Raw genomic sequence first — 16,009 nt, 5'->3', positions numbered from 1 at the left:
ACGTTGCCGCAGCAACAGGGCGAAGGAACCCTAGCAACAATTTGTCACGCTCGAGACAATCATCTGTTCTGCCGCAGCAATTTTTGTCATGCCGGGCCTCGCATGGAGGCCCGGCATGCATCGCGTCAGAAGGCGGCCGAAAGGGAGAAGACCAGCTGGCTGCGCGCGATCGACTTGCCGAAATTATCGGCGTCCTGAACCATGAAGTTCGGGCGGAGATAATTTTCCTCGACCCGCGCGATGTCCGTGTCGACATAGGCGATGCCCAGCGTCAGCGGCGTGCCGGGAATGGCGACGTCCGCGCCCACCAGCCAGTCGAGATATTTGCCGGTCGGCGCGACCGAGGTGCCGTTGGGACCAAGACCGGAGTTGCCGTTCGACCAGCCCAGATGCGCCTTCAGCGTGACCGGCGTATTCGGCACGGCGCCGCTGATGTCGCCCCAGACATAGAGATTGTCTTCCTTGTCGCCCGGATCGAAGACGGTGCAGGCGGCATCGCTGCACCATTTGCCCAGCGCCTCCTGCTTAGGCGCATAGGCGACGCCGATCAGACCCTTGACCGGACCCAATTGGCTCGACAGCTTCACATAGGGTTCGGCGAAGTCGGTGATGTCCGCGCCCGAGGGATACATGTACCAGGTGAGGCCAACGTCCAGCGTCGCGCCGCCCAGCGGAATCGCATACCCGGCGAACAGGTCGAGTTCCATATTGGCGCCGCCGAACTGGCCCCAGCCGGCCAGGCTCGATCCCCAGGTGCCGACATAGACGCCGCTTTCATGCGTGGCGGTGACGCCGCCCTGAACGGCCATGGCCTTGTCGGACTGCGACACGCCGCGGAAGCGGTAGTCGGACACCAGCGCGACGCTGCCGGAAACGGTGACAGGGCCTGCGGGCTCTTCCTGAGCGAAAGCCGGAGCGCTGAAAAGCAGCGCAAGCGCGGCACAGGCAATCTGATACTTCATGAACATTCCCCTTTTAGGCAAGAATGTTCCGTCCTGCGTCCGCTCCGTCCGAAGATCTGTTGTTTGTTCGTCTTCGATACCGGCGGATCGAAAGCAGATTACGGAGATATGAAGGGTTGGGGAAACAGCTTTTTCGCAGATGCGAAAGGGAAGGGCCGCACTGTGCTATAGGCAACACGATTATTTTCTTGGACCATTCCGAATGTTTCTATTTCATTTCTGTTCGACAACATAAAACCGCCGCATCACTGGGAGATGATGCGGCGGTTCGTTCATCGCCTGACGAGGGGGATGGGTGTCAGGCGACGAGGTGACGCATGCGGCCGGTGGCGCCGAACAGTTCGACCTCAGCCCCCGTACCCCGGCGGCGATCGACCCATTCGCGGACCATTTCCGCGCACGTATGGTCGATATGGCCAAGGCGCTCGACATTCAGGATGACAAGGCGGCCGGCGGGTACGGATTCCAGCATGGCCGACAGCTTCGGCAGGCTGAGGAAGGTGGCGGTGCCATGCAACGCCACTTCATGCGCGTCGTCGCGCGCTTCTTCGTCCATGCCCAGGCGCAGGCGGCGAGCATGGGGCAGAAGCTCGATCAGCGACAGGCCGATGCCAACCAATACGCCGGTCAGCAGATCGGTCGCCACGACACAGATCAGCGTCGCCGCCCACACCACGGCCGGGAGCGGGCCGTAGCGGTGGAGGAGATGCTTCACATGGTCGACGCTGACCAGACGGATGCCGGTGACGACGAGGATGCCCGCCAGCGCCGCCATCGGAATTTCCCGCAGCAGCCAGGGCAGCAGGGCAACGAAGCCCAAAATCCAGACGCCATGCAAAATGGTCGACAGCCGCGTCTTGGCCCCGGCCTGGACGTTGGCGGAACTGCGGACGATCACGCCGGTCATCGGCAGCGCGCCCGCCACGCCGCAGAGCAGATTGCCGACCCCCTGCGCGCTCAGTTCGCGGTTGTAATTGGTGCGGACGCCGTCATGCATCCGGTCGACCGCCGCCGCCGACAGCAGCGTTTCGGCGCTGGCGATGAAGGCGATGGCGATGGCCGTGGTGATGACGGCCGGGTTCATGAGCTGCTGGAGCAGCCCCTGTTCCGGCAGCGAGATCGCAGCGACGATCGATTCAGGCACGACCACGCGCGCAACCGGCAGGCCCAGGAAAAAGGCGACCAATGTCGCCAGCACCACGCCGACCAGCGCGCCCGGCAGCAGCTTCATCGAGGCGGGGCGCAGCTTTTCCCAACCCAGCATGCCGCCGATGGTGACCAGGCCGACCGCGAAGGCGGTGGCCGCGTCCTGGTTGGAGAGGCCGAAAAGCTGACCCGGCATAGCGACCAGATTGGCAAGGCCGCTGGACAGCGGCTTGTCGTCGAACAGCACATGGAACTGGCCGACGACGATCAGCACGCCGATGCCCGCCAGCATGCCGTGCACCACGGCGGGCGAGATGGCGCGGAACCAGCCGCCGACGCGCAGCAGCCCCGCAACCACCTGAATGGCGCCGGCGAGGATCAGGATCGGGCCAAGGGCGGACAGCCCCTGTTTCTGCACGATTTCGAAGACGATGACAGCCAGACCCGCCGCCGGGCCGCTCACCTGCAGGGGCGATCCCGCGAACAGGCCGACGATCAGGCCGCCGATCATGCCGGTGATCAGACCCTTTTCCGGCGGCACGCCGGAGGCGATGGCGATGCCCATGCAGAGCGGCATCGCCACCAGAAAGACGACGATGGAGGCCGTGAAGTCGCGGCTGAAAGTGCCGCCGGAAAATGCCTTGAGCATGGACTTACTCCGCAGCCTCGGCATAAGCGACATCGGCCGCCAGACGCCGGGCATGCGGCAGCGCGACGGGCAGCGGCTGGCCTTCGCGCAGGGGCAGGAAGCGGCCGGTCTCGCCGTCCAGACCCAGAACCTGACCCGCATGAATGTCGACATACCAGCCGTGCAGCGCGATCTCGCCGCGAGCGATGCCCGACGCGACCGAGGGATGGGTGCGCAGATGGGCGAGCTGGACCACGACATTTTCCAGCGCCATGTTGCACAGCTTCTCCGCGTCGCTCAGATCGGCGGGATAGCTTTCGCGGCAGACCTTCTGCGCGGCATGGCTGTGGCGCAGCCAGGCGGCGACATTGGGCATGGCCGTCAGATCGGCGTCGGTGGACAGCGCCTTCATCGCGCCGCAATCGCTATGGCCGCACACGATGATGTCGCGCACGCCCAGCACCATGATGGCATATTCGACGGTCGAGGTGACGCCGCCATTCTGGGTGGCATGGGGCGGCACGATGTTGCCGGCGTTGCGGCAGACGAACAGGTCGCCGGGATCGGCCTGCATGATATGTTCGGGCACGATACGCGAATCCGCGCAGGAGATCATCAGCGCCTTGGGGTTCTGCCCGTCGCTGGCGAGGCGGTTGTAGAGCGCGCTCTGGTTCGGAAAGACATGGCTTTCGAAGCTGAAGACGCGACCGATCAGATCGTTCATGTCATTGCATCCTTCTTGTCTGATGGCCGGTCAGGGGGAAGACCGGCCTTGACGATGAAAGATAGGGAAGCGTTTTTGCTGCGGCGCAGCGGCTTTGTTAAATAATATGTCTGAGCGATCGAAAGCGCGATCGGTGCGGCAGCTCGTCAGATTTCTCCGGATAAATCAATGCAATGAATGGGAAATATTCGGCCATTCCAAAGCGACTCAGCGCCGGTCGACCACGGCGCTGAACATATATCCGCCGCCCCGCACCGTAACGATCGGCGCCGTCCGCCCGCCATGACTGAGCTTGCGCCGCAAGCGGCTGACCAGCACATCGACGCTGCGGTCGGAGGATGGCGTGTCGCGCACTCCGGCCAGTTCCATCAGGCGGGAACGGGCGATCACCACCTGCGGATGATCGAGCAACACAAGCAGAAGCGAAAATTCGGCGGCGGTGAGGTCGACCTGCGCGCCGTCGGGGTCGAGAACCTCGCGCCGGGAGGAATCGACCACCCAGCCATCGAAGCGCGCCTCGGTCGGGCGCCGCTGGCCCAGGGCGCGCTCATTGCGGCCTCGGCGCAGCACAGCGCGCAGCCGGGCGGCCAGTTCGCGGGTCGAATAGGGTTTCGCCATATAATCGTCGGCGCCCAGCTCCAGCCCGACGACCCGGTCGACTTCGCTGCTGTTGGCGCCGACCAGGATGATCGGCACGTCGCTGCGTTCGCGGACGTCACGGCACAAATCCATGCCGTCCGGCCCGCGCAGCGCGGCGTCCAGCACGACCGCACCCACGGCCATGCTGTCCATCGCATTCCAAATGTCGCTCGCGGAGGCGGCGGAGAGGGCGCGAAAACCGCTCTCCTCCAGCGACTGGCGCACCTCATGGCGCGCCTCCCGCTGAGCCTCCGCGATCAATATCAGCGGTGGGCTCATCCGCCTGTCACGGCGCCTTTCACGGACAGCGCGTGAATGCCGTCCAGTTCATTGACCAGAACGGCGCGGTCCTGCCGGGCCACGGTGACGGCTTCAACCGAACGGGCGCCGTTATGGCGGGCGACTTCCGCCTCGATCTGGCCACGGGCGGCAGTGCAGTTGCCGGCGTGGCTGCCCGACAACGGGGCGAAACGGTGGATCGGCTTGGCGACGGCAGCGAGCGTGCGGCCCTGCACCGCGACGTCGCGGTTCACCACCAGCTCAGCCTGCCAGCGACACACCGGCACCGACGGGCGGTTGGCGAAACGGGATTCGACCTGGCGCAAGCGAACGGTCGATTCCGTCTTGTAGCTCGCCGTATAGGCGTTGGACGCATGGCTGATTTCAGCGCTGTGGATCTGGGTCGCAACGGCAAGGGCAGCCGCGCTGGACGCGAGAATGAGAAACATGGGAGTTCTCCTCAACAACCGGAAATGGTCGATCGGGATTTAGGCCTCCTGAATGTCTCCGTAATTTGCCGGGCGTTACAAATTGTTGCTGGTGCGAAATATGGGCAGGATTAGTCCATCAGACAGAGGCTAATTCATCCGCACCAGCGCGCGCCGCTCCATGGCAGGTTGACCGGCGATATGATCCAGCAGCGCCGACAGCCACAGCGCATCGCTCGCCGCCCGGTGCCGATCGGCGTGGCGTCCATCGGCAAAGGCCACGGCAGCGCCGATCCGCTGTTCATCGGCCCGATGTTCGTCCAGCAACAGCGAGACATGATCGATGAAGAAGGGCGTCGCCTGCCCCGCCGCATCGGCCAGCGTATCGAGCCAATATTGGTCGATCATGCTGTCGGCCACCATGCGCCGCCCCTGACAGGCGGCGGCCAATTCGGCCAGCACGGTTTCGACTGGCAGGCCTTCGCGATTCACTTGGTCGAGGCTCAGGCCATGCAGCGCCTCCGCCTCGGCCGACCAATGCCATCCGGCCCAGTCATCATGCGGCCGGATCAACCAGCTTTGCGCCTTTCCATCACAGGCGATGCCAACTTCGATGGGATAGGACAGGCCGTGCCGGGGAAGGCACGACGCCTCGAAATCGATCGTGATGATCGTCAATTTACTCTCCATATTTCAAGGCCGTGTCCGCCCTTCTTCAGACCGGCCAGCCAGCTTTTCGATGCTCCCTTCCTATAAGGGGACTATGTCAGTCCGAAGTCAGCCGCGCGAAAAATGATGCGGACGGGCGCTTTCCGGCGACCAGCCGAACAGGGTCAGCGCCCGGAAAATTCGGACATGCGGCCACAATCACTTTGCAACTTGCGGCGCTCTCAGGCTTTTAGGAAGGGCGCACGCTGCATGGTCGGGGGATCGGTGACGGCGCGCTCTTCAAAAGGAATGCCCGGCCATGAAAATCGCCCAGATTGCCCCACTTGCCGAAAGCGTGCCGCCGCGCCTGTATGGCGGCACCGAACGTATCGTATCCTATCTGACCGAAGAACTGGTGCGCCAGGGCCATGAGGTGACGCTGTTCGCCAGCGGCGATTCGGTAACGAGGGCGGAACTGGTCCCGGTGACGGAGATGGCGCTGCGGCTGAACCCCGAGGTACGCGATCCCATTCCCTATCATATGATGTTGCTGGACGCGGTGCGCCGCCGGGCGGACGAATTCGATGCGCTGCATTTCCACATCGACCTCATCCACATGCCGCTGGTGCAGGATTTCATCGGTCGCTGCGTGACGACACTGCATGGGCGGCTGGACCTGCCCGACCTGCCCGCTTTCTACCGCGCCTTTCCCGATCATAGCATGGTGTCGATCTCCGACCATCAGCGTCTGCCCATGCCGCCGGTCAACTGGGCAAGGACCATCCATCACGGCCTGCCGGCGGACCTGCTGCCGGCCCGAACGGGGGCAAGCGACGGCTATCTGGCTTTTCTGGGCCGCATTTCCCCCGAAAAGCGGCCCGACCGAGCGATCCACATCGCCGCACGGGCAGGGTTGCCGTTGCGCATCGCGGCAAAGATCGATGCGGTGGACCGGCTTTATTGGGAACAGGAAATCGCGCCGCTGGTCGAGCGCTACCCCAATATCCACTATATCGGTGAGATCAATGAAGCGCAGAAGGCCGAGTTTCTGGGCCGGGCGAGCGCCCTGCTCTTTCCCATCGACTGGCCCGAACCCTTCGGGCTGGTGATGATCGAGGCCATGGCCTGCGCCACGCCGGTCGTCGCCTTCCGCTGCGGCTCCGTGCCCGAGGTGATCGACCATGGCGTGTCGGGTTTCATCGTCGAGAGCGAGGATGAAGCCGTGGCCGCCGTCCAAAATCTGCACGCGCTGGACCGCGCGCGGGTGCGCGCCGCCTTTGACGCACGCTTCACGGCAGAGCGGATGGCCGCCGATTACGTCCAGCTTTATCATGACCTGCCCGGCGCGCGGACAGAGGCCGCCATGCTGCGCCGATTGCGCGGAGAAGGCGCGGAACTTCAGATCGTGGGATGAGCGATTTTCGAAACGATCACAGGAGAGTGGCATGACGGCAAGCCAGTTGCAGCCGGAAAACCCAGGCCCGTCAGTCCAGAACATCAATCCCGGACAGGCTCTGTCGCAGGCGCAGACCCAGTTCTTCATTCCGGCCACGGCGTCGCTGCATGAACGCCGCCCCCGGACGCTGAAACATGGGGACAGCTTCGCCGTCTTCGACCATAGCGGCGATGCGATCGCTGGGCCGGGCAGTCCGGAGGGACTGTATCACCGCGACACGCGGCATTTGTCGCATCTCTACCTCACCATCAACGACACGCGGCCGATCCTGCTGAGTTCCGGGCTTCGCGACGACAATGCGATGCTGACATGCGACCTCACCAATCCCGACTTCACCGGGGGGGACGACCGGGTGACGGTGGAGCATGACCTTATCCACCTGCGCCGCACCCGCTTCCTGTGGGAAGGGGCGGTGCATGAGCGCATCACCATCCGCAATTTCGACACCGAAATCCGCACGGTCGAGGTGAATATCGGCTTTGCCGCCGATTTCGCGGACCTCTTCGAGATACGGGGCATGACGCGGCTGCGGCGGGGCACGCTGCGGGAGCCGGTGATCGGCGCGGACGCCGTGCTGCTGGGCTATGACGGGCGGGACGACAAGCGGCGCGAGACGCTGCTGCGCTTCGACCCGGTCCCCCAGACATTGACCGAGAGCCAGGCCCGGTTCCAGGTGACGGTGCCGCCGGACGAGCGGCGCACCATCTATCTCAATATCTGCTGCCAGCCCAAGGAGCAGCCCGTCGGGGATCTTTCCAAATATTTCCTCAAGACCCTGCGGGAATCGATGCAGGCGCTCAAGCAGGCGCGATCGCGCGGCGCGACGCTGTGCTCCTCCAACCAGCTTTTCAACGAAGTCGCCCGGCGGTCCGTGGCCGACATCTCCATGTTGTCGACCGACACCGAATATGGCCCCTACCCCTATGCGGGCATACCCTGGTTCAGCACGGTGTTCGGGCGCGACGCGATCATCACCGCATTGGAGACCTTATGGATGGACCCGGCGATCAGCCGGGGCGTGCTGGGCTATCTCGCCGCGCATCAGGCGACCGCGTTCGACGCCACCGCCGATGCCGAACCGGGCAAGATCCTGCACGAAGTGCGTCATGGCGAGATGGCCGAACTGGGCGAAGTGCCCTTCCGACATTATTATGGCAGCATCGATTCCACGCCCTTGTTCGTGATGCTGGCAGGCGCCTATCTGGAGCGGACCGGGGACAGCGCGTTCATCGCCTCCATCCTGCCGAATATCGAAGCCGCGCTGGCCTGGATCGACCAGCATGGCGACCGCGACGGCGACGGCTTCGTTGAATATGGGCGCTTCACCGATCAGGGACTGGTCAATCAGGGTTGGAAGGACAGCCATGATTCCATCTTCCACGCCGACGGCAGCATCGCGCGCGGGCCGATCGCGCTGGCGGAGGTGCAGGCCTATGTCTACGGCGCCTGGCGGGCGGCCGAGGCGATCTTCATCATGCTGGACGATCCGGACAAGGCGCTGAACTATCGCACGCGGGCGGAGGATCTGCGGGAGCGGTTCGACGCCGCCTTTTTCGATGCCGGGATCGGCACCTATGTGCTGGCGCTCGACGGCGAGAAACGGCCCTGCCGCGTGCGCTCCTCCAATGCGGGCCATGTGCTGTTCACCGGGCTGGCCAAGGAAGAGCGGGCGGAGATGGTAGTCCATACGCTGATGGCGCCCGCCTCCTTTTCGGGATGGGGCGTCCGAACCATCGCCTCGACCGAGGCGCGCTACAATCCGATGAGCTATCATAACGGCTCGATCTGGCCGCATGACAATGCGCTGATCGCGGCGGGCTTTTCGCGCTACGGCTACCCGGCGCAGGCGGCGAAGATCTTCGAAGGGCTGTTCGCGGCGGCAACCTATGTCGACCTGATGCGCCTGCCCGAACTGTTCTGCGGCTTCCCCCGGCGACGGGCGCAGGGACCGACCTTCTACCCGGTCGCTTGCAGCCCGCAGGCCTGGTCGGCAGCGGCGCCCCTGTCGCTGATCCAGTCGAGCCTGGGCCTCGGCTTCGATGTCGGCGCCGCGGAGATATTGTTGCGCGAGCCCACTTTGCCCCGCTTCATCGATGAACTCACGCTCTACGGGCTGCGCGTGGGGGACGCGGCCGTCGACATCGCTTTCGACCGGATGGGCGACAAGGTGGTGGTGAAGCCGCTCGATCGAAAGGGCCAGGCGCGCGTCGTGACCATTGCCTGACAAATGGCGCTTGGCATTGCCGGAAATAGGCTTACATCCCCAGCCATTGGGCTGAAAGGATGGAAAAAGGCATGGCAGGAACGGCGCTGATCACCGGAGCAACCGCGGGCATCGGCGCCGCATCGGCACGACGGTTCGTGGCGGCGGGCTGGAAGGTGGTGATCACCGGACGCCGCGCCGAACGGCTGGACGCGCTGGTGGCGGAACTGGGCGCGGACAAGGTTCACGCGATCAGCTTCGACATGCGCGACGAATCCGCCATCGACGCGGCGCTGGCTACCCTGCCCGCCGATTTTGCCGATGTCGACCTGCTGATCAACAATGCGGGGCTGGCGCTGGGCACCGCGCCCGCGCAGCAGGCCGATCTGGGTCAATGGCGCCAGATGATCGACACCAACATCACCGGGCTGGTCACGATCACTCACAAGCTGCTGCCGCGCCTGATCGAGCGCAAGGGCGCGATCATCAACATCAGTTCGGTCGCGGCGACCTACCCCTATGCGGGCGGCAATGCCTATGGCGGGACCAAGGCGTTCGTCAGCCAGTTCTCGCTGGGCCTGCGATCGGACCTGCACGGCACCGGCGTCCGCGTGACATCGATCGAACCGGGCATGGTCGAAACCGAATTCACCCTGGTCCGCACGGGCAGCCAGACGGCGTCCGACGCGCTTTATAGCACCGCCAATCCGATGACGGCGGACGATATAGCGGAAACCCTGTTCTGGGTCGCCACCCAGCCGGCCCATCTCAACTTCAATCGGATCGAATTGATGCCGGTCAGCCAGTCCTTCGCCGGATTCCAGGTCGCGCGCGAAGGTTAGGAATGAAATTCCGGCCTCCCGCCCATCCGTCATGCTGAACCTGTTTCAGCATGACGGATGAGGATGGCCTGCCCGATCACTCAACTGCCGCTGTTCACCGCCCAATTGTGACACCATCGTCACGAAATTGTCTCTCCTCGGTCAAGCACCGCACATCGCAGTGCAATATTGAACGGCTAGGGCGCCCCCCAATCCACGATTGCGGAAAAAGGGGAAGTCCACATGCGTATCGCCACCATCCTGCTGATGGCCTCCACGGCCATGGCCGCCATGCCAGCCTTCGCGCAGGAACCTGCGCCCGCCCCATCTTCCACCGATGCCGCCGCCGAAGGCGCGAACATCATCGTCTTTGGCCGGGGCGAAACCCGCCAGGTACAGGAGATCAAGGCGCAGGACATCGTCACCCTGACGCCCGGCACCAATGCGCTGAAAGCCATCGAAAAGCTGCCCAGCGTCAATTTCCAGTCGGCCGACCCGTTCGGCAATTATGAATGGTCGCAGCGCGTCACCATCCGCAGCTTCAACCAGAACCAGCTCGGCTTCACCTTCGACGGCATTCCGCTTGGCGACATGAGCTATGGCAATCATAACGGCCTGCACATCACCCGCGCGATCAGTTCGGAAAATATCGGCAGCGTGCGCGTGTCGCAGGGCGCCGGTTCCATCGGCACCCAGGCGACCAACGCGCTGGGCGGCACGGTGGAAAGCTTCTCCGCCGACCCCGCCGATTATCTGAGCGGCGGCGCGCTTTCGGGTCAGGGCAACCTCACCTATGGCAGCGACGAGACTTGGCGCGCCTTCGCCCGTCTGGCTCTGGGCAGCCGGGACGGCATTCGGGGCTATGTCTCCTACGGCTATGGCTCGACCGATAAATATAAGGGGCAAGGCACGCAGGACCAGCATATGGGCAATGCCAAGGTCGTGATCCCCGTCGGTGACGTGACGGTCGACGGCTGGCTCAGCTATTCCGACCGGCGCGAGCAGGATTATCAGGACATGTCGATGTCGATGATCCAGCGGCTGGGCTGGAACTGGGACAATACATATCCCGACTATGCCCGCGCCATCGACTATGCCAGCCGCCTCAACGACGTCGATCGGATCAGCAACAGCGGCGGGTCGCCCTTCCCCGACGGGCGCTACGACTATAGCGGCGCGCTGGTTGCCGGAGGTCAGGTCTATCCCGGCAATGTCACCAGCGCCGACGACGCCTATTATGACGCGTCGGGCCTGCGCAAGGACTGGCTGGGCGCGATCGGCGTCTCCGCGCCGCTGGGCGAGCATGCCAGCTTGAAGCTGAAGGGCTATTATCACAACAACAAGGGCATGGGCCTGTGGGCGACGCCCTATACCCCCAGCCCCAATGGCGTGCCGATGTCTGTGCGCACCACCGAATATCAGATGGACCGGATCGGCGTGTTCGGCAGCGTCGACTTCGCGCTGGGCATCCAGAATTTCACGGTCGGCGGCTGGTATGAGAATAACAAGTTCAACCAGGCCCGCCGCTTCTACGCCTTCGCCAGCCGGACCGAGCCGGGCCTGAGCTTCCGCGACTATCCGAAGAATCCCTTCGCGACCCAGTGGGAGTTCGATTTCACCACCGACACGATCCAATATCATGTCCAGGACCAGATCGATTTCGGCATGGTGAAGATCAACCTGGGCTGGAAGGGTTTCAAGGTCACGAACGAGGCCGACGCCGTGGTCCAAGCGACCTTCCCGCAGGGCCGCATCAAGGCGGAGGACTGGTTCCAGCCTCATGCCGGTTTCGCGGTCGAACTCTCCCCGGAGGCGGAAGTCTTCGGCGGCTTCACCCAGGCGACCCGCGCCTTTGCCAGCGCCACGACGACCGGTCCCTTCTCGACCAACCAGAAGGGTTTCGACGCGATCAAGGACAATCTGAAGCCGGAAGAGTCGGACACCTATGAACTGGGCCTGCGCTACAACACGCCGATTTTCAACGGCGTGGTCGGCGCTTATCTGGTCAACTTCCGCAACCGCCTGCTCGCGGTGCAGGTCGGCAGCCCGATCCAGGGCTTTGCCTCCGCGCTCCAGAATGTCGGCAATGTCCGCGCTGTCGGCGTCGAGGCGGCGGGCGACCTGAAGCTGGGCGGCGGCTTCGGTCTTTACGCCTCCTACAGCTATACGGACGCCACCTATCGCGACGATGTGGTGAACGGCGACGGCACGCTGGTCGCGGCGATCAAGGGCAAGACCGTGGTGGACAGCCCCAAACATATCGCCCGGGGCGAGATCAACTATGAGCATGAGGGCGCCTATGGCCGGATCGGCGTCAATTACATGTCGCGGCGCTATTACAGCTATACCAATGATGCCTCAGTGCCGGGCCGGGTGATCGTGGACGCGACCGTCGGTTATCATTTCAGCCCGCATCTGGAATTGCAGCTCAACGCCACCAACCTGCTCGACAAGCGCTATGTCGGCACCATCGGGTCGGGCGGCTTCGGCAATAGCGGCGACGCGCAGACCCTGCTGGTCGGCGCCCCGGCGCAGTTCTTCGCCACCCTCAAGGCGGGGTTCTGAGCCGATGACCAAGGCCGCGCTGCTTATGATCGCCCTCGCCGCCCTTCCCGGCGCGGCGCTGGCGAACCCGGTCCTGCTGATCTCCATCGACGGGCTGCGGCCCGGCGACGTGCTGGAAGCGGACAAGCGCGGCCTTGCCATTCCCAATCTGCGCCGCTTCGTCAAGGAAGGCGCATCGGCATCGGGGGTGACGGGGGTGCTGCCCACCCTCACCTATCCCAGCCATACGACGCTGATCACCGGCGTTGCGCCCGCCCGGCATGGCATCACCGCCAATAACAGCTTCGATCCCATGCAGATCAATCAGGGCGGCTGGACCTGGTATGCCTCCGACATACAGGTGCCGACCTTGTGGGAAGCGGCGACGAAGGCGGGTCTCACCACCGGCAACGTCCATTGGCCGGTCAGCGTCGCGGCAAAGGGCGTGACCTGGAACCTGCCGCAGATCTGGCGCACCGGCCATGCGGACGACGCGAAGCTGCTCGACGCGCTGTCGACGCCCGGCCTGAGAGCGGAACTGGAAAGGGCGACCGGCGCATCCTATGCCATGGGGATCGACGAAAGCCTGCCCGGCGACGAAAATCGGGGCCGCTTCGCCACCGCCCTGATCGAAAACCACAAGCCCGATTTCCTGACCGTCTATCTGACCGCGCTCGACCATGAGCAGCATGCGAAGGGACCGGGCACGCCGGATGCAAAGGCCGTGCTGGAGAAGATCGACGGGATCGTCGGCCAGCTCATCGCCACGGAACGCAGGGCGCATCCCGACGCGGCCATCGCGCTGGTCAGCGACCATGGGTTCCAGGCGACGCACAGCGCCGTCAACCTGTTCCGTCCCTTCATCGATGAAAAGCTGATCACGCTCGACAAGGACGGCAAGGTCGCCTCCTGGCTGGCCATGCCCTGGATTTCCGGCGGATCGGCGGCGATCATGCTCGCCCAGCCGAAGGATCAGGCTCTGACCGCGCGGGTCAGGGCGCTGCTCGACAGGCTGGCGGCCGATCCCGCTCATGGCATCGCGCGGATCGCGGATCGCGGGCAGATCGCGCAAATGGGCGGCAATCCGCAGGCAGCCTTCTATGTCGATCTCCAGCCCGGCTTCGTGACCGACATTTTTCGCGGACCGGGCGCGCCGCTCGTGGCGCCTGCCCCGGTCAAGGGCATGCATGGCTATTTTCCGGGACCGGCCAATTTGCAGTCGACCTTTCTCCTGATGGGCAAGGACATTCCCGCGGGCAAGACGCTGGGCCAGATCGACATGCGCGCCATTGCCCCCACCTTGGCCCGGATCATGGGGGCAAGCCTGCCGGACGCCGGGAAGCCGCCCATCGACTTGCGGCCTCGATCGGTCCGGCCCCGCATTTCATTGGCATTGCAGGACGGGAATGCTAAGGCCGATCGGCAGGGGACAATCTCATCATTGGAATGGATAAGTGGCCCTGCATCTGCTGATCGTCGAGGATGACGAACCTCTCGCCCTGCAACTTGCCGAACAGCTTCGCCTGATTGGGCATAGCAGCAGCATCGTGCAGGATGGCCGGCGCGCCATCGAAGCGGTGGCGGGCACCCAATTCGATGCGATCATCCTGGATCGCATCCTGCCCGGCATGGACGGCATCGCCGTGCTGCGCAGCCTGCGCGACAATAATATCCTGACCCCCGTGATCATGATGACCGCATTGGGCCAGTCCCGGCAGAAGATCGAAGGGCTGGACAGCGGCGCCGACGATTATGTGGTGAAGCCGGTCGATCCGGCCGAACTCAACGCCCGGCTCCAGGCGCTGGTCCGGGCGCGCGGCTGGGTGGAGCACGGATCGGACGAAACGCTGCGCGCAGGCGACCTGCTCGTCAGCCCGACAAAGCATTGCGCCTGGCGCAACGGCAAGGTGCTCAACCTCCAGAAGATCGAATTCAAGCTGCTGACCGAACTGGTGCGCAATGCCGACAGCACGGTCACGCGCGCCATGTTGCTGGAGCGCGTATGGAATTATGATTTCGAACCGGCGACCAACATCGTAGAGGCCTATATCCGCAGGTTACGGATCAAGCTCACCGAATTTGGCGACGATGATCCCATCAGGACCATTCGCGGCGTCGGCTATATGTTGAGGGGATGATTTGCAGTTGCGATCGCTGCGGGCGCTGACGCTCGCCTTCCTTGCGGTTTTTCTCTGCGCGACGCTGGCGACCGCCTTCGGCATCTATTTCGCGACCTTCCGGACGATCGACCATCTGGTCGGCCAGCGCATCGAAAGCGCCAGCAATGTGATCGCGCCGGAGGGTGAGGCCTATCGGGCGCGGCGCATCGGCCTGCGGATCATGACCGCGTCGCGGGACCGGGACACGGGCGATCTGGGCTTCATCCTGTCCGAAAATGGGCGGCAGATCGCGGGCAATGTCCGGGTGACCCGGCCATTGCCGCTTGGCGTGTCGCGGGTCGACGTTGCGGACAGGATCAAGGGTCTCAGCCACGGCCAGGTGCTGGTGCGGGATCTGGGCAACGGCCTGCGCCTGGCGGTGATCGCGGAAACCGAGCCGTTCGACCATTATAATGCGGCGCGGGCGCGCATCTACCTGATCGGCTTCGGATCGATCATCGCCATCGCCCTGACGGCCGCGACCACTTTCACGCTGATCGTGCGGCGGCGTATCGTCGACATGCGCCGCACGGTGGAGGCGATATTCGACGGCGACCTGTCGCAGCGGGTGCCGGTCGACGGATCGGGCACCGCCTTCGACAGACAGGCCGCCGCCTTCAACCGGATGCTGGACCGCATCAATGAGTTGATGGAGGAGGTGCGCAACGTCACCAACGGCGTCGCGCATGAATTGCGCACGCCATTGGCGCGGCTGCGTAATCAGCTCAGCCTGATCGCGGCCGATCCGGGGGCGGAGCGTGTGCGTCCCGGCATAGAAAAGGCGCAGGCGGAGGCCGATCGGCTGCTGGCGCTGTTCGCGGCATTGCTGCGCATCGCGGAGGTGGACAGCGGGGCGCGGCGGGCGAACTTCGCCCCCGTGGACCTGCGCGCGCTGGTCGAGGAGACGATCGAAGCGCTGGAGCCGGTGATCGAGGAAAGCGGCCACCGCATGGCCACGCTGACGCTGGAACCGGCGGTGCTGAATGGCGACCGGCCATTGTTGACGCAGATGATCGTCAACCTGATCGAGAATATCCTGCGGCATACCCCTGCGGGCACGGACATGACAATCACCTTGCAAGAGGGAACGGAGGTTACGTCCCTGATCGTGTCCGACAACGGCCCCGGCATCGCGGCGGAGGACAGGGCACGCGCGCTGGATCACTTCGGTCGTCTGACCGTCGAGGGCAATGGGGCGATGGAGGGCAAGGGTCATGGCTTCGGCCTGCCTTTGATCGCTTCCATAACGCGGCTGCATGGCGGCACGCTGGAACTCAGCGATGCGCTGCCAGGACTGCGGGTGACGCTACGCTTCCACCACGCATGAAAAAAGGGGGCCGCAGCGTAAGCCACGGCCCCCTTTTTCTTTCTT

Annotated in this window: 13 protein-coding genes; 7 read left to right on the top strand and 6 right to left on the bottom strand. The window is 64.2% G+C overall.

What is annotated here, in order from left to right; translation table 11 throughout:
- Positions 1–125: 125 nt before the first annotated feature.
- From HHL26_RS09435 to HHL26_RS09410, 6 genes are all read right to left on the bottom strand, one after another.
- Positions 126–968, bottom strand: a complete 843-nt coding sequence (locus HHL26_RS09435) for a TorF family putative porin (protein WP_066558674.1) — start codon at positions 966–968, stop codon at positions 126–128.
- A 292-nt stretch (positions 969–1,260) separates the two neighbouring features.
- Positions 1,261–2,757, bottom strand: coding sequence for a SulP family inorganic anion transporter (locus HHL26_RS09430; RefSeq protein WP_066558677.1), 1,497 nt, complete (start codon positions 2,755–2,757; stop codon positions 1,261–1,263).
- A 4-nt stretch (positions 2,758–2,761) separates the two neighbouring features.
- Positions 2,762–3,460: a carbonic anhydrase gene (locus HHL26_RS09425; protein WP_066558679.1), complete on the bottom strand. Its 699-nt coding sequence runs from the start codon at positions 3,458–3,460 to the stop codon at positions 2,762–2,764.
- 207 nt (positions 3,461–3,667) lie between these two features.
- On the bottom strand, positions 3,668–4,378 hold the full coding sequence (locus tag HHL26_RS09420) for a response regulator transcription factor (RefSeq protein ID WP_066558682.1): 711 nt from the start codon (positions 4,376–4,378) through the stop codon (positions 3,668–3,670).
- Positions 4,375–4,827 carry a hypothetical protein gene (locus HHL26_RS09415; protein WP_066558684.1) on the bottom strand — a complete coding sequence of 151 codons (453 nt, stop codon included), beginning with the start codon at positions 4,825–4,827 and terminating at the stop codon, positions 4,375–4,377. The genes HHL26_RS09420 and HHL26_RS09415 overlap by 4 nt, the downstream gene beginning before the upstream one ends.
- Before the next feature lie 129 nt (positions 4,828–4,956).
- Positions 4,957–5,496 (bottom strand): hypothetical protein, encoded by a 540-nt coding sequence (locus HHL26_RS09410; protein WP_066558687.1) that lies wholly within the window; start codon positions 5,494–5,496, stop codon positions 4,957–4,959.
- 277 nt (positions 5,497–5,773) lie between these two features.
- On the opposite strand from HHL26_RS09410, the gene HHL26_RS09405 reads away from it, so the two are divergent.
- From HHL26_RS09405 to HHL26_RS09375, 7 genes are all read left to right on the top strand, one after another.
- Positions 5,774–6,868: a glycosyltransferase family 4 protein gene (locus HHL26_RS09405; RefSeq protein ID WP_066558689.1), complete on the top strand. Its 1,095-nt coding sequence runs from the start codon at positions 5,774–5,776 to the stop codon at positions 6,866–6,868.
- Between the two features lie 31 nt (positions 6,869–6,899).
- Positions 6,900–9,134 carry an amylo-alpha-1,6-glucosidase gene (locus HHL26_RS09400; protein WP_066558691.1) on the top strand — a complete coding sequence of 745 codons (2,235 nt, stop codon included), beginning with the start codon at positions 6,900–6,902 and terminating at the stop codon, positions 9,132–9,134.
- A gap of 71 nt (positions 9,135–9,205) precedes the next feature.
- Positions 9,206–9,955, top strand: a complete 750-nt coding sequence (locus HHL26_RS09395) for an SDR family NAD(P)-dependent oxidoreductase (protein WP_066561831.1) — start codon at positions 9,206–9,208, stop codon at positions 9,953–9,955.
- A 222-nt stretch (positions 9,956–10,177) separates the two neighbouring features.
- Positions 10,178–12,499 carry a TonB-dependent receptor gene (locus tag HHL26_RS09390; RefSeq protein ID WP_066558693.1) on the top strand — a complete coding sequence of 774 codons (2,322 nt, stop codon included), beginning with the start codon at positions 10,178–10,180 and terminating at the stop codon, positions 12,497–12,499.
- Positions 12,500–12,503: 4 nt separating this feature from the next.
- The gene (locus HHL26_RS09385) at positions 12,504–13,964 is read left to right on the top strand and encodes an ectonucleotide pyrophosphatase/phosphodiesterase (protein WP_082748612.1); all 1,461 of its coding nucleotides are present in this window, start codon (positions 12,504–12,506) and stop codon (positions 13,962–13,964) included.
- Positions 13,933–14,616, top strand: a complete 684-nt coding sequence (locus HHL26_RS09380; RefSeq protein ID WP_335339735.1) for a response regulator transcription factor — start codon at positions 13,933–13,935, stop codon at positions 14,614–14,616. The genes HHL26_RS09385 and HHL26_RS09380 overlap by 32 nt, the downstream gene beginning before the upstream one ends.
- Before the next feature lies 1 nt (position 14,617).
- On the top strand, positions 14,618–15,964 hold the full coding sequence (locus HHL26_RS09375; RefSeq protein ID WP_066558696.1) for a HAMP domain-containing sensor histidine kinase: 1,347 nt from the start codon (positions 14,618–14,620) through the stop codon (positions 15,962–15,964).
- The last annotated feature ends 45 nt before the right edge of the window (positions 15,965–16,009 follow it).

The sequence above is a fragment of the Sphingobium sp. TB-6 genome (genome assembly GCF_012927365.1).
Classification (GTDB): Bacteria; Pseudomonadota; Alphaproteobacteria; order Sphingomonadales; family Sphingomonadaceae; genus Sphingobium.
Note: the sequence above shows the minus strand (reverse complement) of the source record. Positions and strands in the feature narration are given on the sequence as shown.